This window comes from Pseudomonas tritici, assembly GCF_014268275.3.
GTDB classification, from domain to species: domain Bacteria; phylum Pseudomonadota; class Gammaproteobacteria; order Pseudomonadales; family Pseudomonadaceae; genus Aquipseudomonas; species Aquipseudomonas tritici.
Map to the genome: position 1 here is coordinate 4,582,057 of NZ_CP077084.1, position 20,518 is coordinate 4,602,574.

Consider the following 20,518-nt stretch of genomic DNA (forward strand, 5'->3'; position numbering starts at 1 on the left):
GGTTCCTCCCGGCGGGCACAGGCGCGACCGAGACATTGCATAGGGTTATTGAGCCGGCGACGGAGAATTGACGGCACTCTGACGAACCGGCGGCTTTGCAGGTGCCGGTGCAGTTTGTGTGCCAGCCCGCTTCAACGCCGCATCCGGAGTTGCATTGGCAGTGCCGGTACCGGTCAGGCTGCGGCGCACATCCAGGTTGCGCGACACCACCAGCACCACCCGACGATTGCGTGCGCGGCCTTCTACCGTGGCGTTATTCGCCACCGGCTGGAACTCGCCGTACCCTACCGACGCCAGGCGCCCGGGGTTCACGCCCTGCATCGCGAGCATGCGCACGATGCTCGACGCCCGTGCTGCCGAAAGCTCCCAGTTGGTCGGGTACTGCGCGGTGGCGATCGGGAAATTGTCGGTAAAGCCTTCAACGTGGATCGGGTTTTCGAACGGCTTCAGAATCGTCGCCACCTTGTCGATGATGGTGAATGCCTGGTCGCTGGGCATCGCATCGGCGCTGGCAAACAGCAGGCTGGAATTAAGCTCGATCTCCACCCACAACTCATTACCACGCACGGTCATCTGGTTGGAACTGATCAAGTCGCCAAACGCGGCACTGATGTCGTCGGCGATGCTTTTCAGCGGATCGCTGGTGCCACCGACGCCGGCAGCGGTTTCATCGCTATCGTTGACCAGCGGCTTGGCCGGGGTCACGGTCTTGGGCCGTTCTTCGCCGATCGGGATCGGCTTGAGGGCGCGGTCGGCGTCGTTGAACACGCCAATCAGCGCCTGGGAAATGACTTTGTACTTGCCTTCGTTAATCGACGAGATCGAGTACATCACCACGAAAAACGCGAACAGCAAGGTGATGAAGTCCGCGTAGGACACCAGCCACCGTTCGTGGTTGACGTGTTCTTCAGGCTCGCGACGACGACGGCTCATAATCGATATCTCCCATCAATCCATGAAGCCCTGGAGCTTCAATTCGATGGAACGCGGGTTCTCGCCCTCGGCAATCGACAGAATGCCTTCGAGCAACATTTCGCGGTAACGCGACTGGCGCATGGCAATCGACTTGAGCTTGCTGGCCACCGGCAACAACACCAGGTTGGCACTGGCCACACCGTAGATGGTGGCGACAAATGCCACGGCAATACCGCTGCCCAGTTGCGACGGATCGGCGAGGTTGCCCATCACGTGGATCAGGCCCATCACCGCACCGATGATGCCGATGGTCGGCGCGTAGCCGCCCATGCTTTCATAGACTTTGGCGGCGTTGATGTCGCGGCTTTCCTGGGTGTAGAAATCCACTTCCAGGATGCTGCGGATCGCTTCCGGCTCGGCGCCGTCCACCAGTAATTGCAGGCCTTTGCGCGCGTAGCTGTCGGGCTCCGCATCGGCCACGCCTTCCAGGCCCAGCAGGCCTTCCTTGCGTGCGGTGAGGCTCCAGTTGACCACGCGGTCGATGCCGCCTGGCAGGTCCACGCGAGGCGGAAAAATGATCCATATCAGAATCTGCATGGCGCGCTTGAACGAGCTCATGGGCGATTGCAGCAACGCCGCGCCCACGGTGCCACCGATCACGATCAGCGCCGCCGGGCCGTTGGCCAGGGCGCCGAGGTGGCCGCCCTCAAGGTAGTTGCCGCCGATAATCGCGACAAACGCCATGATGATGCCGATCAGGCTCAAGACATCCATCAGAGGCAAGCCTCCACCAGATGCTTGCCAATGTCGTCCAGGCTGTAGACCGCGTCGGCCAGGTCCGCTTTGACGATGGCCATGGGCATGCCATAGATCACACAGCTGGCTTCGTCCTGGGCCCAGATGGCGCTGCCGCCCTGCTTGAGCAGGCGCGCGCCTTCACGGCCGTCGGCGCCCATGCCGGTGAGCACCACCGCCAGAACTTTGTCGCCGTAGGACTTGGCGGCCGAACCAAAGGTGATATCCACGCACGGCTTGTAGTTCAGGCGCTCATCGCCCGGCAGGATTTTGATCGCACCACGGCCATCCACCATCATCTGCTTGCCACCCGGGGCCAGCAGCGCCAGGCCAGGACGCAGGATGTCGCCATCCTCGGCTTCCTTGACGCTGATGCGGCACAGCTTGTCCAGGCGCTCGGCAAAGGCCTTGGTGAAGGCGGCAGGCATGTGCTGGATCAACACGATCGGCGCCGGGAAATTGGCCGGCAGTTGGGTCAATACGCGTTGCAGGGCAACCGGGCCGCCCGTGGACGTACCAATAGCGACCAGCTTGTAGGCTTTACGCTTAGGTGCAGGCGAATGCGCACTTGGCGCAGACGCACGTGCCGGCATCACCGCAGGCCGTGCAACCGGGGCCGGGGCCGGAGCTGGGCGACTGAATGAGGAACTAGCGGGTGCAGCAGGGGCCACCACCGGTGCAGGCGCTGGCGCGCTGAATAAGCTGCGACGGTTACTGCGCGAAATGCTGTGCACCTTCTCGCACAGCATCTGCTTGACCTTCTCAGGATTGCGCGAGATGTCTTCGAAATTCTTCGGCAAGAAGTCCACTGCGCCAGCGTCCAACGCGTCGAGGGTCACTCGGGCGCCTTCGTGGGTCAGCGAGGAGAACATCAATACCGGGGTCGGGCAGCGTTGCATGATGTGCCGAACTGCCGTGATGCCATCCATCATCGGCATCTCGTAGTCCATGGTGATCACGTCCGGTTTCAACGCAATGGCTTGATCAATCGCCTCTTTACCGTTGGTGGCCGTGCCGACCACCTGGATCGTTGGATCAGCGGAAAGAATTTCCGAGACGCGGCGACGGAAGAAACCCGAATCGTCCACCACCAGGACCTTGACTGCCATAAACACTCCGTTAGGCGGGGCGGGCTAACCGCCCTGCCCCACCAGAATCAAATACGCCGAGCGGCGTAACGCTTGAGCATGCTCGGAACATCGAGAATCAGCGCGATCCGACCGTCACCGGTGATGGTCGCACCCGACATGCCCGGGGTTCCCTGCAGCATTTTGCCCAAAGGCTTGATGACCACCTCTTCCTGGCCAACCAACTGATCGACGACAAAGCCGATACGCTGGGTGCCCACGGAGAGAATCACCACATGGCCTTCGCGCTGCTCTTCATGGGCAGCCGAAGCGACCAGCCAGCGCTTGAGGTAGAACAGTGGCAACGCCTTGTCGCGCACAATCACCACTTCCTGGCCGTCCACCACGTTGGTGCGCGACAGGTCGAGGTGGAAGATCTCGTTGACGTTGACCAGCGGGAAGGCGAAGGCCTGGTTGCCCAGCATCACCATCAGGGTCGGCATGATCGCCAGGGTCAACGGCACCTTGATGACGATCTTCGAGCCCTGGCCCTTGGTCGAGTAGATGTTGATCGAGCCGTTGAGCTGGCTGATCTTGGTCTTCACCACGTCCATGCCCACACCGCGACCAGACACGTCGGAAATCTCGGTTTTGGTCGAGAAGCCCGGGGCAAAGATCAGGTTGTAGCATTCGCTATCGGTCAGGCGGTCGGCGGCGTCCTTGTCCATCACGCCACGCTTGACTGCGATATTACGCAATATGGCCGGGTCCATGCCTTTGCCGTCATCGGTGATCGACAGCAGGATGTGGTCGCCCTCTTGCTCCGCCGCCAGGATCACCTTGCCGCCACGGGACTTGCCCGAGGCTTCGCGTTCTTCCGGGGTTTCGACGCCGTGGTCGACGGCGTTGCGCACCAAGTGGACCAGCGGGTCGGCCAGGGCCTCGACAAGGTTCTTGTCGAGGTCGGTTTCTTCACCCACCAGTTCCAGGTTGATCTCTTTCTTCAACTGGCGCGCCAAGTCGCGAACCAGGCGCGGGAAGCGGCCGAAGACTTTCTTGATCGGCTGCATCCGCGTTTTCATCACGGCGGTCTGCAGGTCGGCAGTCACCACATCCAGGTTCGACACGGCCTTTTGCATGGCTTCATCGCCGCTGCTCAGGCCCAGGCGCACCAGGCGATTACGCACCAGTACCAGTTCGCCGACCATGTTCATGATGTCGTCCAGGCGTGCGGTATCAACGCGCACGGTGGTTTCGGCTTCACTGGCAGGCTTCTCGGCAACCGGTGCCGCTGCAGCACGTGCAGGCGCCGGAGCGGCGGCCGGTGCGGGCGCAGGCTTGGCGGCCGGTGCAGGGGCGGCGGCTTTGGCGGCAACCGGTGCAGCCGTGGCCACCGCAGCGGCCGGAGCAACTTCGCTGAACTTGCCCTTGCCGTGCAACTCGTCCAACAGGGATTCGAATTCGTGATCGGAAATCAACCCATCGCCTGCCGGTGCAGCAGCGGCAGGCGCTGCAGTGTTGGCAGCCGCTGCAGGCGTGGCGGCGACGGCCGGCAAGGCATCGGCCGCGAAGGTGCCCTTGCCATGCAGTTGGTCGAGCAACGCTTCAAATTCGTCGTCGGTGATGTCAGTGCTGACGGGCGCGGCAGGTGCCGCGGCAGCCGCCGCCGGTGGCACGGCGTCGGCCGCGAACTGGCCTTTGCCGTGCAACTGGTCGAGCAGGGATTCGAACTCAGCGTCGGTAATGTCTTCGCTGGTCGGCGCCGCTGCCGGAGCAACGGCGGCCGGTGCTTCTGCCTCGGCCTTGACGGCACTGAGGGAGTTGAGCAGCTGTTCGAACTCGCTGTCGGTCACGTCCGGCTCGGCCTCAGCCAACGGCTCAGGCGCCGCTTCTGCTACCGGCGCAGCCGACAGGTCGGCGGGCTCCGCATAACGTGCCAGCGCAGCCAACAGTTCCGGCGTGGCCGCGGTGATCGGGGAACGTTCGCGGACTTCGCTGAACATCCCGTTGACCGCATCCAGAGCTTCGAGAATCACGTCCATCAACTCCGAATCAACGTGACGCTCACCCTTGCGCAGGATGTCGAACACGTTCTCGGCGATGTGGCAGCACTCCACCAGCTCATGGAGCTGGAGGAAGCCGGCGCCCCCTTTTACAGTGTGAAAACCGCGAAAAATTGCATTGAGCAGGTTCGCATCATCTGGTCGGCTTTCCAGCTCGACCAGCTGTTCGGACAGCTGCTCTAAAATTTCGCCGGCCTCTACAAGGAAATCCTGAAGGATTTCTTCATCGGCGCCGAAGCTCATGTGGGTGCTCCTTAGAAGCCTAAACTGGATAACAGGTCATCAACATCATCCTGACCCGATACAACGTCTTCACGTTTATCGGCATGAATCTGCGGACCTTCACCCTTGGCGAGATGTTTTTGTGGATCTTTTTCCGAGAGGATCGCTTCGCGGTCATGTTCGATACCGGCAAAACGGTCTACCTGGCCTGCCATAAGCACTAATTTGAGCAAGTTGCTTTCCACTTCGGTGACCAACTGGGTCACACGCTTGATCACCTGGCCGGTGAGGTCCTGGTAATCCTGGGCGAGCAGAATGTCGTTGAGGTTGCTGGAAACCGTGCGGTTTTCCTGCTCGCTGCGTGACAAGAACCCTTCGACCCGACGCGCCAGCTCACGAAACTCTTCAGCCCCGACTTCGCGACGCATGAAGCGGCCCCAGTCAACGCTGAGGGCCTGGGCTTCGGTGGCCATGCCATTGACCAGGGGCGTGGCATTTTCCACCAGGTCCATGGTGCGGTTGGCCGCCGCCTCAGTCAGCCTGACCACGTAGGACAGGCGTTCGGTGGCATCGGTGATTTGCGAAATTTCTTCGGCCTGGGGCATATGCGGGTCAATCTGGAAATTGACGATCGCACTGTGCAGCTCGCGCGTGAGCTTGCCCACTTCCTGATACAGGCCGCGGTCACGGGTCTGGTTGAGCTCATGGATCAACTGCACCGCGTCGCCGAACTGGCCTTTTTCAAGGCTTTCGACCAACTGGTGAGCATGCTTTTTCAGGGTCGACTCAAAGTCTCCCTGTGACGTTTCTTTATGCTCCATAGCTCCCCCGCGATGGCATTAGCCGTGGATGCGTTCGAAGATTTTTTCGATCTTCTCTTTCAAGGCCAATGCAGTGAATGGCTTGACCACGTAACCGTTAACCCCGGCTTGGGCGGCTTCGATGATCTGCTCACGCTTGGCTTCGGCGGTCACCATCAGCACAGGAAGGCTGCGCAGCTTTTCGTCAGCACGCACGTGGCGCAGCAAGTCGATACCGGTCATGCCCGGCATGTTCCAGTCTGTTACCAGAAAGTCGATGCTGCCGCTGTTGAGGATCGGAATGGCTGTGATGCCGTCATCCGCCTCGACCGTGTTAGTGAACCCAAGGTCACGCAACAGGTTTTTTATGATCCGCCGCATCGTTGAGAAGTCATCAACGATGAGGATTTTCATGTTCTTGTCCAATTCGACCTCCAAGCAGTCTTAAACGCGCCCAGCACCTGGACGCGCCATTTCATTCAACAGGCATTACACAAAAAGGACTGCCGGGGCCACCACGGGTCGAACCCGCGAAGGTCAATCACCGTCGCGGTATCGTCTGCAGTGCCCCCCACACTGCCTGTCAGCGCGCTCGCCACTCTCCCAAACGCCCCCGCAAGCGGGCTGCGCACTGGCTATGCAACTGGCTGACCCGCGATTCACTGACCCCCAGGACCTCACCGATTTCCTTGAGGTTCAGCTCTTCGTCGTAGTACAGCGCCAACACCAGCCGCTCACGCTCCGGCAAATTGGCAATCGCTTCCGCCAGCGCCCCCTGGAAGCGTTCATCTTCCAAGTCGCGCGATGGCTCCATATGAGCGCTCGCGCCGTCTTCGTGCAGCCCTTCGTGTTCGCCGTCCTGCAACAGGTCGTCGAAACTGAACAAGCGGCTGCCCAAGGTATCGTTCAAAATCCCGTAATAATCGTCGAGACTCAATTGGAGTTCGGCCGCAACTTCGTGATCTTTAGCGTCGCGACCGGTTTTTGCTTCAATTGCGCGAATTGCGTCACTGACCATGCGCGTATTGCGGTGTACCGAACGCGGCGCCCAGTCGCCTTTACGCACTTCATCGAGCATCGCGCCACGGATACGGATACCCGCATACGTCTCGAAACTCGCCCCCTTGCTCGCGTCGTATTTGGTCGACACTTCGAGCAAACCGATCATGCCGGCCTGGATCAAGTCTTCGACCTGGACGCTGGCGGGCAGGCGTGCCAGCAAGTGATAGGCAATGCGCTTGACCAAGGGCGCGTAGCGCTCGATCAACTCGCCCTGGCTGTCACGGGCAGACTTCTTGTAAGCGTTGTAGCCGTTCGCTGTCATAGCACCGGTCCTGCGCTCGTCTGATGCACCAATCGCTCGACGAAAAACTCCAGATGCCCCCGAGGGTTGGCGGGCAACGGCCAGGTATCGACCTTCTGGGCAATAGCCTTGAACGCCAATGCGCATTTGGAACGAGGGAACGCTTCGTAGACTGCACGCTGCTTTTGCACAGCCTTGCGCACACACTCGTCGTAGGGAACTGCGCCAACGTATTGTAAGGCGACATCGAGGAAGCGGTCCGTGACCTTGGTCAACTTGGCGAACAGGTTGCGCCCTTCCTGCGGGCTCTGGGCCATGTTGGCCAGGACGCGGAAGCGGTTCATGCCGTAGTCGCGGTTAAGCAGTTTGATCAGGGCGTAGGCGTCGGTGATCGAGGTGGGTTCATCGCAGACCACCAGCAAGACTTCCTGCGCGGCGCGCACGAAGCTGACCACTGACTCGCCGATCCCGGCGGCGGTGTCGATCACCAGCACGTCGAGGTTGTCGCCGATATCACTGAACGCCTGGATCAGGCCGGCATGCTGCGCTGGGCTCAGGTGCACCATGCTCTGGGTGCCAGAGGCGGCCGGCACGATGCGGATGCCACCGGGGCCCTGCAGCAGCACATCGCGCAGCTCGCAGCGGCCCTCGATCACATCGGCAAGGGTGTGTTTGGGCGTCAGCCCCAGCAGAACGTCGACGTTCGCCAGCCCCAGGTCAGCATCCAGCAGCATGACGCGACGGCCAAGCTCTGCCAGGGCCAGGGACAAATTCACTGACACGTTAGTTTTTCCGACGCCACCTTTGCCGCCGGTCACCGCGATCACCTGTACGGGATGCATGCTGCCCATTTTATTTCTTTACCTTGTCTTGCTTAGACGCAGGCTACATGGCTTGGCCGCGTGAATCGCTTGCAGACCATCGATGTAGATACATTTCATTGTGTTCATCCTGACCTCAACCCACCCGTTTTGCGGGGCTGTGGTAAAGGTCGGCGAACATATCGGCCATCGCTTCCTCGCTAGGCTCTTCTTGCATTTGCACGCTGACTGCACGGCTGACCAACTGATGACGGCGCGGCAGATGCAGATCATCCGGAATCCGCGGCCCGTCGGTCAGGTAGGCGACCGGCAATTCATGACTGATGGCCAGGCTCAGCACTTCACCCAGGCTCGCGGTTTCATCGAGCTTGGTGAGGATGCAACCGGCCAGGCCACAACGCTTGTAACTATGATACGCAGCGGTAAGAACCTGTTTCTGGCTGGTGGTTGCAAGCACCAGGTAATTCTTCGACTTGATGCCACGCCCGGCGAGGCTTTCCAGCTGCATGCGCAAGGCCGGGTCGCTGGCTTGCAGGCCGGCGGTATCGATCAGCACCACGCGCTTGCGCAGCAACGGGTCGAGGGCGTTGGCCAGGGACTGGCCCGGATCGACGTGGGTCACCGGCACATTGAGAATTCGGCCCAGGGTCTTGAGCTGTTCCTGGGCGCCAATACGGTAGCTGTCCATGCTCACCAGCGCGATATTCTGCGCGCCGTACTTGAGCACATAACGCGCCGCCAGCTTGGCCAGGGTGGTGGTCTTGCCCATGCCGGCAGGGCCGACCATGGCAATCACACCGCCCTCTTCCAGAGGTTCGATTTCCGGCGTGGTGATCATCCGCGCCAGGTGCGCCAACAACATGCGCCAGGCCTGGCGTGGCTCTTCGATTTCGGTGGTCAGGGCCAGCAGGTCGCGCGACAACGGGCCGGACAGGCCGATGCGTTGCAGGCGGCGCCACAGGTTGGCCTGTAGCGGCTTGCTGCCTTGCAACTGCGTCCAGGCCAGCGAGCCTAGCTGCACTTCGAGCAGTTCGCGCAGGCCGTTGAGTTCAAACCGCATCGAGTCGAACACACGCTGGTCGACGCCAGCAGCCGGGGCTGGTGCGGCGGGACGCGGCGGTTCTTTGAAGGTCGGCTCAACCAACGGCTCGGAAGCCGTCAGCGGCAAGCCAGCGAACAATTGGCGATTGGTGGTGGCATCGCTGTCGCCACGCATGCTCAGTTCAGCCTGGGCCGAGACAATGCGCGACGCGGTCTTGCGCAGCTCGTCTTCGAGCTCCATGTTCGGCACGCGCGGCGCCAGTGCCGAGGGGGTGTAATCCAGGGCAGCCGTCAGCTCGACACCGCCGGCAATACGACGGTTTCCGATAATCGCGGCGTCGGCGCCCAGCTCATCACGAACCAGTTTCATGGCCTGACGCATATCGGCGGCGAAAAAACGCTTAACTTGCATAACCCACTACCCTCAGCCGTTCGGCCCTACTGTCGCGACGATAGTCACTTGCTTATTGTCAGGAATTTCCTGATAAGCCAAAACGTGCAAATTCGGTACTGCCAGGCGCCCAAACCGCGACAACATCGCCCGGACCGGGCCCGCCACCAGCAGGATCACTGGTTGGCCCTGCATTTCCTGGCGCTGCGCGGCGTCGATCAACGAACGTTGCAGCTTCTCAGCCATGCTTGGCTCCAGCAGGACGCCCTCTTCCTGGCCTTGCCCTGCCTTCTGAATACTATTCAGCAAAATCTGTTCCAACCTTGGTTCCAAGGTGATCACAGGCAGCTCGGAGTCAAGCCCTACAATGCTTTGCACGATTGCGCGGGACAATCCGACGCGCACCGCAGCCACCAAGGCGGCAGTATCTTGACTCTTGGCGGCATTGTTGGCGATGGCCTCGGCGATGCTGCGAATGTCGCGCACCGGTACCTGTTCGGCCAGCAGCGCCTGCAACACCTTGAGCAATTGCGACAGCGAGAGGATGCCCGGCACCAGCTCTTCGGCGAGTTTTGGCGAGGCTTTGCCGAGCAAACCCATCAATTGCTGGACTTCCTCGTGGCCGATCAGCTCGTGGGAGTGCTTGTACAGAATCTGATTGAGGTGCGTGGCGACCACGGTGCTGGCATCCACCACCGTGTAACCGAGGGACTGCGCCTGACTGCGCTGGCTGATTTCGATCCACACCGCGTCCAGGCCAAAAGCCGGATCTTTGGCGGTGATGCCGTTGAGGCTGCCGAACACCTGCCCTGGGTTGATCGCCAGCTCGCGGTCCGGGTAAATCTCGGCTTCGGCCAGGATCACGCCCATCAAGGTCAAGCGGTAGGCGCTCGGCGCCAGGTCGAGGTTGTCGCGGATATGCACGGTAGGCATCAGAAAGCCCAAGTCCTGCGACAACTTCTTGCGCACACCCTTGATCCGCGCGAGCAATTGGCCGCCCTGGTTGCGGTCCACCAGCGGAATCAGGCGGTAGCCCACTTCCAGGCCGATCATGTCGATCGGCGTCACGTCATCCCAGCCCAACTCCTTGGTTTCCTGAGCGCGGGCCGGGGATGGCAGCAGCTCCTGCTGACGCGCAACGTCCTGCAAGGCCTGCACCTTGACCGCATTTTGTTTTTTCCAGAACAGGTACGCACCACCACCGGCAAGGGCCGCCATGCTCAGGAACGAGACGTGGGGCATGCCCGGCACGATACCCATGATCGCCATGATGCCCGCCGCCACGGCCAGCGCCTTGGGCGATGCAAACATCTGCCGGCTGATCTGCTTACCCATGTCTTCGGAGCCCGAAGCACGGGTCACCATGATCGCTGCCGCTGTGGATAACAACAGTGATGGCAATTGCGCCACTAAACCGTCACCGATGGTCAACAAGGCGTAAACCTTGCCCGCATCGCCAAAGGTCATGCCGTGCTGGAAGATGCCGACCGCGATGCCGCCGATGAGGTTGATGAACAGGATCAGCAAGCCAGCGATGGCGTCACCGCGCACGAATTTGCTGGCACCGTCCATGGAGCCGTAGAACTCGGCCTCTTGGGCCACTTCCAGGCGACGGGATTTGGCTTGGTTCTGGTCGATCAGGCCGGCGTTGAGGTCGGCGTCGATGGCCATCTGTTTGCCGGGCATGGCGTCGAGGGTAAAGCGTGCGCTCACCTCGGAAATCCGCCCGGCACCCTTGGTCACCACCACGAAGTTGATGATCATCAGGATCGCAAACACCACGATACCGACCACGTAGTTACCGCCAATCACCACCTCACCGAAGGCCTGGATCACCTTACCGGCGGCGGCGTGGCCGTCCTGGCCGTGGAGCATGACCACGCGGGTGGAGGCCACGTTGAGCGCCAGCCGCAGCAGGGTCGCCACCAGCAGGATCGTCGGGAATACCGCGAAATCCAGCGGGCGCAGAGCGTAGACGCACACCAGCAAGACGACGACGGACAGGGCAATGTTGAAGGTGAAGAACACGTCCAGCAGGAACGGCGGCATTGGCAACATCATCATTGCCAGCATCACCAGCAACAACAACGGCACACCCAGATTGCCCCGTGAGAGGTCAGTCAGGGTGGTACGTGCAGTGCCGAGCATTTGAGAGCGATCCACCACCGGTATTCCTCGTATCCCTTGAAGCAAAGTTTTGACGCTGGGAGGCGTCCTGGAGGCGGTATTGCAAGAAGCCTTCCAACTTTGGTTCCGGGCGTGGATAACCTTACAAGCGACCGAGCTCACAGGGTGTAAACCGATTCCACACTTTAACTGTGTTCGACTTATGAATGAGTTAGAGCTTACGCACGTTCCCGGCCTGTGGTCCTTTAGGCCCCTCGGTAATTTCGAACTCCACTTTTTGATGTTCATCCAAACTTTTATAGCCAGCATTTTGAATGGCTGAGTAGTGGACAAAAACATCCGGACCGCCATTTTCGGGCGTGATAAAGCCAAACCCTTTTTCCGCGTTAAACCACTTCACCGTGCCTGTTTCCATCACCGTTCTCCTGCCGTCACTTCCAAGGATTTGCGCCGGGCGTGCTAGATCAGTTTCATGCGATACGCGTAGATGCCCTTGGGGCGGTGGATTCTGGAGAACTGCACCCGCTGGCCCTTTCTAAACCACAGCCCTGCCGAACTATTGAGATCCAACATTACTGGCTCTCGCTCACCGTCCGGTTCGATCAGACCTTCTCCGGTGGTGCGGCTATAAGATTTGATCGTGCCTATCACCCTTTCCATGATCACCTCCTGCATCTCTTGATTACCTGCGCGCAGTGTCTGGCGCCATGGAACCGCAAGCGTCCAACACTGACTACTGTCAAAGTTGACAGGTAGAGGAGATTTCAAGACGAATGGCACGGTGGCAATCAGCGGCTTATCCAGGGGGGTGGAGACGGCACGTTCTGCGGCTCATGCGTCCGATGATCTTTTGCGTTTGCGGGGGTTTCGCGGCGCGGGAGGGGCTGGCGGGACGTCATTGCGCTGAATGCCGGTCGACTGAGCGGCAACCTCGTTGCCATCGCGATCCCGAGCGATAAAGCCGATGCCTTTGACGGCATCAGACCAACTGACCGTACGCCTATCCATCACCGCCTCCCGAGCCGCGCAGGCTGCGCGCCTCATCGTGCTATCAAACCGTGGGCGCGGCGTATTGACTACTGTCAACGTTGACAGGTAGCCGCACAATTGCAGGCTCGCGACGGTCAGGAATCGCGACGCAAATCCGGCGGAATCGGCAGGTCTTTGAGCGGGTCCGGGCGTTTGCCCTTGCCCGCGCGGTATTGGCGGATCTGATAGACATAGGCCAATACCTGCGCCACGGCCAGGTACAGCCCGGCCGGGATTTCCTGATCGAGGTCGGTGGAGTAGAAGATCGACCGCGCCAACTCCGGCGACTCCAGCAACAGGATGTCGTTGGCCACCGCAATCTCACGAATCTTAAGGGCCGTAAAGTCACTGCCCTTGGCCAACAACATCGGCGCGCCGCCCTTCTCCGGGTCGTACTTGAGGGCCACGGCATAGTGCGTCGGGTTGGTGATGACCACGTCGGCGTCGGGCACCGCAGCCATCATCTTGCGCTGGGACATTTCCCGTTGCAGTTGGCGAATACGCTGTTTCACCTCGGGGCGGCCTTCCGAATCCTTGTGCTCGTCGCGCACTTCCTGCTTGGTCATCAGCAGTTTCTTGTGGCTTTCCCACAGCTGGATCGGCGCATCCACGGCGGCAATGATGATCAGCCCGGCGGCCATCCACAGCGCGCTCCAGCCCACCACCTGCACGCTGTGGATGATTGCCGACTCCAGCGGTTCATGGGCGATGCGCAGCAGGTCGTCGATGTCGGACGACAACACCATCAGCGCCACAAACAAGATCAGAATAAATTTGGCCAGGGCCTTGAGCAGTTCCACCAAGGCCTTGGCGGAAAACATGCGCTTGAGCCCGGCACCGGGGTTCATGCGGCTGAATTTGGGGGCCATGCTGCCGGCGGCGAACAGCCAGCCGCCGAGGGCGACCGGGCCGATCAGCGCGGCCAGCAGCAAGGTGATCAGGATCGGCTGCACCGCCAGGAGCGCGATTTTCCCCGAGTGCAGCAGGTACTGGCCCATGGCGTCGGGGTTGAGCAGCACCTCGCGGGGCAAGGCGAAGTTGTGCTTCATCAACTCCATCAAATCCAGCGCCAGGCCGCCACCGTAGATCAGCAAGGCGCCGGCGCCGGCCATCATGGTCGCAACCGTGTTGAGCTCTTTGGAGCGCGCAATCTCGCCCTTTTCCCTGGAGTCTTTTTTACGTTTCTCCGTGGGGTCTTCTGTTTTGTCCTGACCACTCTCGCTCTCGGCCATGGCTCAGCGCGCCCGTGCCAGATCACGTAAGAACTGCAGGGCGTCGGTCGCCAGCGGTTGATACTGATTGAGAATGTCAGCCAGGCCGACCCAGAAAATCCCCATGCCCAACACCAGGGTCAATGGGAAACCGATCGAGAAAATGTTCAGTTGTGGCGCCGCGCGGGTCATCACGCCAAACGCAATGTTGACCACCAGCAACGCGGTGATCGCCGGCAGCACCAGCAACAGCGAGGCGCCCAACACCCAACCGAGGCGCCCGACGATTTCCCAGAAGTGATTGACCACCAGCCCCGAGCCGACCGGCAAGGTGGTGAAGCTCTCGGTCAACACCTCGAACGCCACCAAGTGCCCATTCATCGCCAGGAACAGCAGGGTCACCAGCATGGTCAGGAACTGCCCGATCACCGCCGCCGACACACCGTTGGTAGGGTCGACCATGGACGCGAAGCCCATGCCCATCTGGATCGAGATGATTTGCCCGGCTATGACAAAGGCCTGGAAAAACAGCGAGAGGGAGAACCCCAACATCGCGCCGATCAGGACCTGCTCGGCAATCAGCAGCAGTGCGCTGAGGTCAATGGCATTGACCGGCGGCATCGGCGGCAAACCCGGCACGATCACCACGGTGATCGCCACCGCAAAGTACAGGCGCACGCGCCGTGGCACCAGGGTCGTGCCGAACACCGGCATGGCCATCAACATCGCCGTTACGCGAAACAGTGGCAGGATGAAGGAAGCCACCCAGGTGCTGATCTGGGTGTCGGTCAATGCCAGCAAAGACTGCATCGGGTCAGCCGATCAACTGCGGAATACTGCCGTACAACTGCAGGATGTATTCCATGAAGGTCTGTACCAGCCACGGGCCGGCAACGATCAGCGTGACCAGCATCACCAGCAGGCGCGGCAAAAAGCTCAAGGTCTGCTCGTTGATCTGGGTCGCGGCCTGGAACATCGCCACCAGCAGGCCCACCAACAGGCTTGGGACTACCAGCACGGCGACCATCACGGTGGTCAGCCACAACGCTTCACGGAACAGGTCGACGGCAACTTCAGGTGTCATCGCGCTATACCCCGCCGAAACTGCCGGCCAGGGTGCCGATAATCAGCGCCCAGCCGTCCACCAACACAAACAGCATGATTTTGAACGGCAACGAGATGATCAGCGGCGACAGCATCATCATACCCATCGCCATCAGCACGCTCGCCACCACCAGGTCGATGATCAGGAACGGAATAAAGATCATGAAGCCGATCTGGAACGCGGTCTTCAACTCGGACGTGACAAACGCCGGCACCAGGATGGTCAGCGGCGCCTGGTCCGGCGTAGCGATGTCGGTACGCTTGGACAGGCGCATGAACAGCTCAAGGTCGCTGGAGCGGGTCTGCGACAGCATGAAATCCTTGATCGGGACCTGGGCTTTGTCGATCGCATCCTGGGCGGTCATTTTCTCTGCCAGGTACGGTTGCAGCGCTTGTTGGTTCACCTTGTCGAACACCGGCGCCATGATGAACATCGTCAAGAACAATGCCATGCCGGTCAGGATCTGGTTCGACGGCGTCTGTTGCAGGCCCAGGGCCTGGCGCAGGATGGAGAACACGATGATGATCCGCGTGAAGCTGGTCATCAGCATGACAAACGCCGGGATAAAGCTCAGCGCGGTCATGATCAGCAGGATCTGCAGGCTGACCGAATACTCCTGCGCCCCGTCCGCGTTGGTGCCCAGCGTAATAGCCGGGATCGACAGCGGGTCGGCGCCAAACGCCAATGGCGCGGCCAGCAACAGCATGAGCGTCAATAAAACGCGCATTACTTCTTATCCTTCTGATCCTTGCCCAGCAACTCCATCAGGCGCTGGGCGAATTCTGGCGTGGCGGGCTTGGACGAGTCCACGTTCACCGGCGTCTTGAGCACGTGCAGCGGGGTGATACGTCCGGGGGTAATGCCCAGCAGGATCTGTTCCTCACCCACTTGCACCAGCACCAGCCGATCACGCGGGCCGAGGGCGCGGGAGCCGATCATTTCGATCACCTGGCCGTTGCCCGGGCCCACGCGCTGTACGCGGCGCATCAGCCAGGCCAGCGCAAAAATCAAGCCGACCACCAGCAACAGGCCCAGCACCAGCTGAGTGAGCTGCCCGCCGACACTGCCCACGGGCGCAGCGGCGGCCTGGGCCACCGGCTCAGCAGCCCAGGCGTCCAGGGGCAATGCGACTAACAGTCCCACGATCAGCCGTTTCATATCAGCGCAACTTCTTGATGCGTTCGCTCGGGCTGATCACGTCCGTCAGGCGAATACCGAACTTTTCGTTGACCACGACCACTTCGCCGTGAGCAATCAGCGTGCCGTTCACCAGCACGTCCAGCGGCTCGCCGGCCAGGCGGTCGAGCTCGATGACCGAGCCCTGGTTGAGTTGCAGCAGGTTGCGGATGTTGATTTCGGTGCTGCCGACTTCCATGGAGATCGACACCGGAATGTCGAGAATCACATCCAGGTTCGGGCCGTCGAGGGTCACCGGTTCGTTGTTCTTCGGCACGCTGCCGAATTCTTCCATTTGCAGGCGATTGCCGGCCGGTGCAGTGGCGGCGTCAGCGGCCAGCAGCGCATCGATATCGTCTTGGCCAACATCGCCGGTTTCTTCCAGGGCAGCCGCCCATTCGTCAGCCAGGGCCTGGTCTTCGGCGGAAGTGTTTTCGTGTTCGGTAGCCATTACATGTCCTCGGCGGAGCAAACATTCATAAATTAATTAGGGCGAATCAGCGACGGTTGATCGGCTCGACCACTTGCAGTGCCAGGTTGCCCTTGTGGGAACCGAGCTTGACCTTGAACGACGGCACGCCGTTGGCGCGCATGATCATTTCTTCCGGCAATTCGACAGGGATGATGTCCCCCGGCTGCATGTGCAAAATATCGCGCAGACGCAACTGGCGACGGGCCACGGTGGCGCTCAGCGGTACGTCGACGTCCAGCAGGTCTTCGCGCAGGGCCTTGACCCAGCGCTCGTCCTGGTCGTCCAGGTCGGACTGGAAGCCAGCGTCGAGCATTTCGCGCACCGGCTCGATCATCGAGTACGGCATGGTCACGTGCAGGTCGCCGCCGCCGCCATCGAGTTCGATGTGGAACGTCGACACCACAATGGCTTCGCTGGGGCCGACGATGTTGGCCATGGCCGGGTTCACTTCCGAGTTGATGTACTCGAAATTGACTTCCATGATCGCCTGCCAGGCTTCCTTCAAGTCGATGAAGGCTTGCTCCAGCACCATGCGCACCACCCGAAGCTCGGTGGGGGTGAACTCACGGCCTTCGATCTTGGCGTGACGGCCGTCGCCCCCGAAGAAGTTGTCCACCAGCTTGAACACCAGCTTGGCGTCAAGGATGAACAGCGCAGTGCCGCGCAGCGGCTTGATCTTGACCAGGTTGAGGCTGGTGGGCACGTACAGCGAATGCACGTACTCGCCGAACTTCATCACCTGCACACCGCCCACCGCCACGTCCGCCGAACGGCGCAACATGTTGAACATGCTGATGCGGGTGTAACGGGCGAAACGTTCGTTGATCATCTCCAGGGTCGGCATGCGTCCACGGACGATGCGATCCTGGCTGGTGAGGTCATAACTTTTGACGCTGCCGGGCTCGGCAGCCATTTCGGTCTGTACCAGACCATCGTCGACACCATGCAGCAGCGCGTCGATTTCATCCTGGGACAGCAGGTCTTGCACGGCCATGTCGTGATCCTACTGCAATACGAAGTTAGTGAAGAGCGCCTGTTCGATCACGACTTTGCCGAGTTCCTTCTGGGCCACTTCCTGCACACTGGCAGTGACCTTCTGGCGCAGCATTTCCTGGCCTACCGGGGTGGCGAGCGTGTCGAAGCTCTGGCCGGAGAACAGCATCACCAGGTTGTTGCGGATCACTGGCATATGCACCTTGAGGGCATCCAGGTCCGACTGGTTACGCGCCAGCAAGGTGATGCTCACCTGCAGGTAGCGTTGACGACCGTTCTGATTGAAGTTGGCGACAAAGGCCGGAAGCATCGGCTCGAAGATTGCCGGTTGCTTGACGTTACTGGCGGTTTCAGCGGGGGCTGCCGGTTTGGCGGCGCTGCTGTGCATGATGTACCAGGTGCCACCCACCGAGGCGCCGATGGCCAGGAGCAGGCCCACGACTATCAACAGGATAAGCTTGAGCTTACCTTTGCCTGCGGGTGGTTTTGCTGCGTCGTCGCTCTTCGCCATGCCAATAATCCGTCACTATTCGGGGATTCATAGATCTACGGAAAGGCAAGAGCAAGTGTTATGCCAGAGTTGTCTGGCAATCGGGGAAGAAGGGACACCGCGAACCAAATGTGGGAGCTGGCTTGCCTGCGATGGCGGTGGGTCAGTTGGCATCTCTTGCACTGATACACCGCCATCGCAGGCAAGCCAGCTCCCACATTGAGTGTGTTTAACCAGGGATCAGGCGTAGTAATCGACAGCGCTGGAGCCGATCACCGTAGAGGTCACGGGCGCGACAGCTTCAGCCACGTCAACGTGAGCGCCGTTGTCGCCGCTGTCACCACGCCCGCTGGCGCCGCCCACTCCACGGGTCTGAGCTTGCTGCTGTTGTTGTTCCTGCCCCCGCGATTGATCAGACACGTTCACATCCACCTGCCCCATGCCCTGCTGGGCAAACATCTCCCGCAAACGGCCCGACTGGCTTTCCAGCGCCTCGCGCACCACCGGGTGGGCGCTCATGAAGTTGACCTGGGCTTGCTGGTCGGCGGTCATGTTGACCTTGATATCCAGACGGCCGAGCTCAGCCGGTTGCAACTGGATCTCCGCCGACTTGAGGTTGGCGCTGGACAGGTACATCACGCGGTTGACGATTTCGTCGGTCCAGCCGCTCTGGTGCATGGCCAATGGCGCATTGGTCACCGGCGGCAAGGCATTCGCGGTTTTCGGCGTGGCGGCTTGAGTCAACGCGGCCAAGCGGTTGGCGAAGTCATCGACACGGGTGTCGCTGCTGGCGTTCTTCAGATCCTTGAGGCCATCTTCGATCAGCCCGCTGAACGCTTTGTCGCCGCCTTGGTCAGTGCTGTCCTTGGTGGCTTGCTGGTCGACCATAGTGGCCAGGCCAGCAGCGAAATTCTGTGCGGCGGTCGGTTGATCCTGGGTCGGGGCCGGGGCCGCTTTCGCCTGCGCCTGGCTGCTGGCTGAGACATGACCGCCCTGCTCCATCGCCAGGCGCACGGCCGGCATGGCATCCAGGGGATCCGCTTGCGGGTCGAAGGCCGGCTTGGCCTCCTCGGTTGCTGCGATCGGTGCCGCGACTACCGGCTGAGCCTTGTCATCCTTGGCGGTGGTCACGGGCGCCGGGGTTTCTACCGGTATTACCGGCACAGCCACCGGGGTGACGGTGGCAATCAATGCCGGGTCGACCACCGGATCAGCCGGAGGCTGCTGCACGAGGGTCGGGTCGGCCGGTGCGTCATCGTCTTTGCTGGCAGAGTCGTCGGTCTTCGCCGGCGGGGTGGCAGGCAAGGGTTTGCCGCTATCGGCAACTGCTGGCGTGCTGGCGGCAGGTTTGTCGTTGCCCGCTGCGGGTTTGGCACTTGTATCCGAAGACTTGCCGGCAGTGGGTTTGGGCGAGTTATCGTCGGCCTTGACCGTGGGTTTGGCGCCTTGGCTGGCGAACACTTGAGCGAAGCCAGGGCCCGTGTCCCGTGGGGTCGCAGCCGCTGCCGGTGGGTTGGCGACGGGTGCTTGAGGCTTGGCCGCAGGGGCAGCCTGAAGGAGCGAATTCGGGGCGACTGGCATAGGTAAAGGTCTCCACTGCATGGGGATCGGGGATGCAGTATCAGGAGGTACAGCAAGAGTTGGGCCAGGTTGGTATATCGACCGAGTAAATATCCATTTTTTCGGTAACGGCCAAATGGTGGGAGCTGGCTTGCCTGCGATGCAGGCAACTCGGTACATCAGGTAAACCAGGGTGATGCCATCGCAGGCAAGCCAGCTCCCACATTTGAACCGAGATCGACAGTTAGAAACCGGTCGGCTTTCAGGCCGCCGCGCTTTTGATCTTGATCTGGGGCGCCCCGTCAAACACGCTGGCCGAACGCAGGCTTTGGAGCGTGGGTAACCCGGCAGGACGCCGGGTTAGCCGCGCTGGGCCAAGGATGGCCCATCGCGGCGGCCCACGCTCCAAAGCCGGAGTGAGGGCACACAGAGCCTAGGCGAGGTGCCGAGTGTTGGGGCGAGGACCTTTGGTTACTTTTGGGTCCTTCCAAAAGTGACCCGCTGTAAGAGCGGAACCAATAGTGGCCGTTACCTAAATAACGGATATGCACACACTCAACTCAAACCCCAAACCGCTGCCGCTCCGACTCATACATCGGCTTAACCAAAGCAAACTCACGATCAATCTGATCCACCAACTCGCCCAAATCCCCAACCGCAGGTCCAACCGATTCAACCTCCAACCGCTGACACAACTGTGCCAACCGCACCGCCCCAAGGTTCCCACTGCTCCCCTTGAAGCTATGCGCAATCCGCCCCAACGCCTTCGCATCATCCCTAGCCTTGCGCAGCGCCTCGACACGCTTCTGGGAATCATCGAGAAAGGTATCAAGCAATTTGGGATACTCACCCTCCATGACTTCCTGCAAACCCGACAACACATCCGGGTCCAGATGTAGATCAACCACTTGCTCGCTCCTTGATCAAGAATCGGCGG

At 60.7% G+C, this 20,518-nt stretch carries 22 protein-coding genes; all 22 read right to left on the reverse strand.

All coding sequences use genetic code 11. The features are described from left to right. Nucleotides 1-45: 45 nt before the first annotated feature. Nucleotides 46-933 carry a flagellar motor protein MotD gene (gene motD, locus HU722_RS20730; RefSeq protein ID WP_049712169.1) on the reverse strand — a complete coding sequence of 296 codons (888 nt, stop codon included), beginning with the start codon at nucleotides 931-933 and terminating at the stop codon, nucleotides 46-48. 15 nt (nucleotides 934-948) lie between these two features. After that, nucleotides 949-1,689 (reverse strand): flagellar motor protein, encoded by a 741-nt coding sequence (locus HU722_RS20735; protein WP_033900785.1) that lies wholly within the window; start codon nucleotides 1,687-1,689, stop codon nucleotides 949-951. Then, the gene (locus HU722_RS20740; protein ID WP_065873416.1) at nucleotides 1,689-2,819 is read right to left on the reverse strand and encodes a protein-glutamate methylesterase/protein-glutamine glutaminase; all 1,131 of its coding nucleotides are present in this window, start codon (nucleotides 2,817-2,819) and stop codon (nucleotides 1,689-1,691) included. Before HU722_RS20740 ends, HU722_RS20735 begins: the two co-directional genes overlap by 1 nt. A 47-nt stretch (nucleotides 2,820-2,866) precedes the next feature. After that, nucleotides 2,867-5,083: a chemotaxis protein CheA gene (locus HU722_RS20745; protein ID WP_065891080.1), complete on the reverse strand. Its 2,217-nt coding sequence runs from the start codon at nucleotides 5,081-5,083 to the stop codon at nucleotides 2,867-2,869. Nucleotides 5,084-5,094: 11 nt separating this feature from the next. After that, nucleotides 5,095-5,883, reverse strand: a complete 789-nt coding sequence (locus tag HU722_RS20750; protein WP_065873738.1) for a protein phosphatase CheZ — start codon at nucleotides 5,881-5,883, stop codon at nucleotides 5,095-5,097. A gap of 18 nt (nucleotides 5,884-5,901) precedes the next feature. Then, the gene (locus tag HU722_RS20755; protein ID WP_015885173.1) at nucleotides 5,902-6,276 is read right to left on the reverse strand and encodes a chemotaxis response regulator CheY; all 375 of its coding nucleotides are present in this window, start codon (nucleotides 6,274-6,276) and stop codon (nucleotides 5,902-5,904) included. Between the two features lie 169 nt (nucleotides 6,277-6,445). Beyond that, a complete protein-coding gene (fliA, locus tag HU722_RS20760) occupies nucleotides 6,446-7,186 on the reverse strand; it encodes an RNA polymerase sigma factor FliA (protein ID WP_049712165.1) in 741 nt (246 codons plus the stop codon). After that, nucleotides 7,183-8,016 carry a flagellar synthesis regulator FleN gene (fleN, locus tag HU722_RS20765; protein ID WP_003192912.1) on the reverse strand — a complete coding sequence of 278 codons (834 nt, stop codon included), beginning with the start codon at nucleotides 8,014-8,016 and terminating at the stop codon, nucleotides 7,183-7,185. The genes fliA and fleN overlap by 4 nt, the downstream gene beginning before the upstream one ends. Before the next feature lie 106 nt (nucleotides 8,017-8,122). Beyond that, nucleotides 8,123-9,439 (reverse strand): flagellar biosynthesis GTPase FlhF, encoded by a 1,317-nt coding sequence (gene flhF / locus HU722_RS20770; RefSeq protein ID WP_065891081.1) that lies wholly within the window; start codon nucleotides 9,437-9,439, stop codon nucleotides 8,123-8,125. Between the two features lie 12 nt (nucleotides 9,440-9,451). Continuing rightward, nucleotides 9,452-11,566 carry a flagellar biosynthesis protein FlhA gene (gene flhA, locus HU722_RS20775; protein WP_189683241.1) on the reverse strand — a complete coding sequence of 705 codons (2,115 nt, stop codon included), beginning with the start codon at nucleotides 11,564-11,566 and terminating at the stop codon, nucleotides 9,452-9,454. A gap of 190 nt (nucleotides 11,567-11,756) precedes the next feature. After that, complete coding sequence (locus HU722_RS20780) at nucleotides 11,757-11,960, reverse strand: cold-shock protein (protein ID WP_065873740.1); 204 nt, start codon at nucleotides 11,958-11,960, stop codon at nucleotides 11,757-11,759. Nucleotides 11,961-12,004: 44 nt separating this feature from the next. Further along, a complete protein-coding gene (locus tag HU722_RS20785; RefSeq protein ID WP_065874014.1) occupies nucleotides 12,005-12,205 on the reverse strand; it encodes a cold-shock protein in 201 nt (66 codons plus the stop codon). Nucleotides 12,206-12,669: 464 nt separating this feature from the next. After that, complete coding sequence (gene flhB / locus HU722_RS20790; protein ID WP_065873741.1) at nucleotides 12,670-13,806, reverse strand: flagellar biosynthesis protein FlhB; 1,137 nt, start codon at nucleotides 13,804-13,806, stop codon at nucleotides 12,670-12,672. 3 nt (nucleotides 13,807-13,809) lie between these two features. Then, a complete protein-coding gene (gene fliR / locus HU722_RS20795) occupies nucleotides 13,810-14,595 on the reverse strand; it encodes a flagellar biosynthetic protein FliR (protein ID WP_049712161.1) in 786 nt (261 codons plus the stop codon). Nucleotides 14,596-14,599: 4 nt separating this feature from the next. Further along, nucleotides 14,600-14,869 (reverse strand): flagellar biosynthesis protein FliQ, encoded by a 270-nt coding sequence (fliQ, locus tag HU722_RS20800; protein ID WP_010208761.1) that lies wholly within the window; start codon nucleotides 14,867-14,869, stop codon nucleotides 14,600-14,602. A 4-nt stretch (nucleotides 14,870-14,873) separates the two neighbouring features. Next, the gene (gene fliP, locus HU722_RS20805) at nucleotides 14,874-15,617 is read right to left on the reverse strand and encodes a flagellar type III secretion system pore protein FliP (protein WP_049712160.1); all 744 of its coding nucleotides are present in this window, start codon (nucleotides 15,615-15,617) and stop codon (nucleotides 14,874-14,876) included. Then, nucleotides 15,617-16,048: a flagellar biosynthetic protein FliO gene (gene fliO, locus HU722_RS20810; RefSeq protein WP_065881158.1), complete on the reverse strand. Its 432-nt coding sequence runs from the start codon at nucleotides 16,046-16,048 to the stop codon at nucleotides 15,617-15,619. The genes fliP and fliO overlap by 1 nt, the downstream gene beginning before the upstream one ends. 1 nt (nucleotide 16,049) lies before the next feature. Continuing rightward, nucleotides 16,050-16,517 carry a flagellar motor switch protein FliN gene (gene fliN, locus HU722_RS20815; RefSeq protein WP_049712158.1) on the reverse strand — a complete coding sequence of 156 codons (468 nt, stop codon included), beginning with the start codon at nucleotides 16,515-16,517 and terminating at the stop codon, nucleotides 16,050-16,052. A gap of 46 nt (nucleotides 16,518-16,563) precedes the next feature. Continuing rightward, the gene (fliM, locus tag HU722_RS20820) at nucleotides 16,564-17,532 is read right to left on the reverse strand and encodes a flagellar motor switch protein FliM (RefSeq protein WP_010208755.1); all 969 of its coding nucleotides are present in this window, start codon (nucleotides 17,530-17,532) and stop codon (nucleotides 16,564-16,566) included. Nucleotides 17,533-17,541: 9 nt separating this feature from the next. After that, on the reverse strand, nucleotides 17,542-18,042 hold the full coding sequence (fliL, locus tag HU722_RS20825; RefSeq protein WP_065873742.1) for a flagellar basal body-associated protein FliL: 501 nt from the start codon (nucleotides 18,040-18,042) through the stop codon (nucleotides 17,542-17,544). Nucleotides 18,043-18,261: 219 nt separating this feature from the next. After that, the gene (locus tag HU722_RS20830) at nucleotides 18,262-19,602 is read right to left on the reverse strand and encodes a flagellar hook-length control protein FliK (RefSeq protein ID WP_065881160.1); all 1,341 of its coding nucleotides are present in this window, start codon (nucleotides 19,600-19,602) and stop codon (nucleotides 18,262-18,264) included. A gap of 539 nt (nucleotides 19,603-20,141) precedes the next feature. Further along, nucleotides 20,142-20,489, reverse strand: coding sequence for an Hpt domain-containing protein (locus HU722_RS20835; RefSeq protein WP_065873744.1), 348 nt, complete (start codon nucleotides 20,487-20,489; stop codon nucleotides 20,142-20,144). Nucleotides 20,490-20,518: the final 29 nt, after the last annotated feature.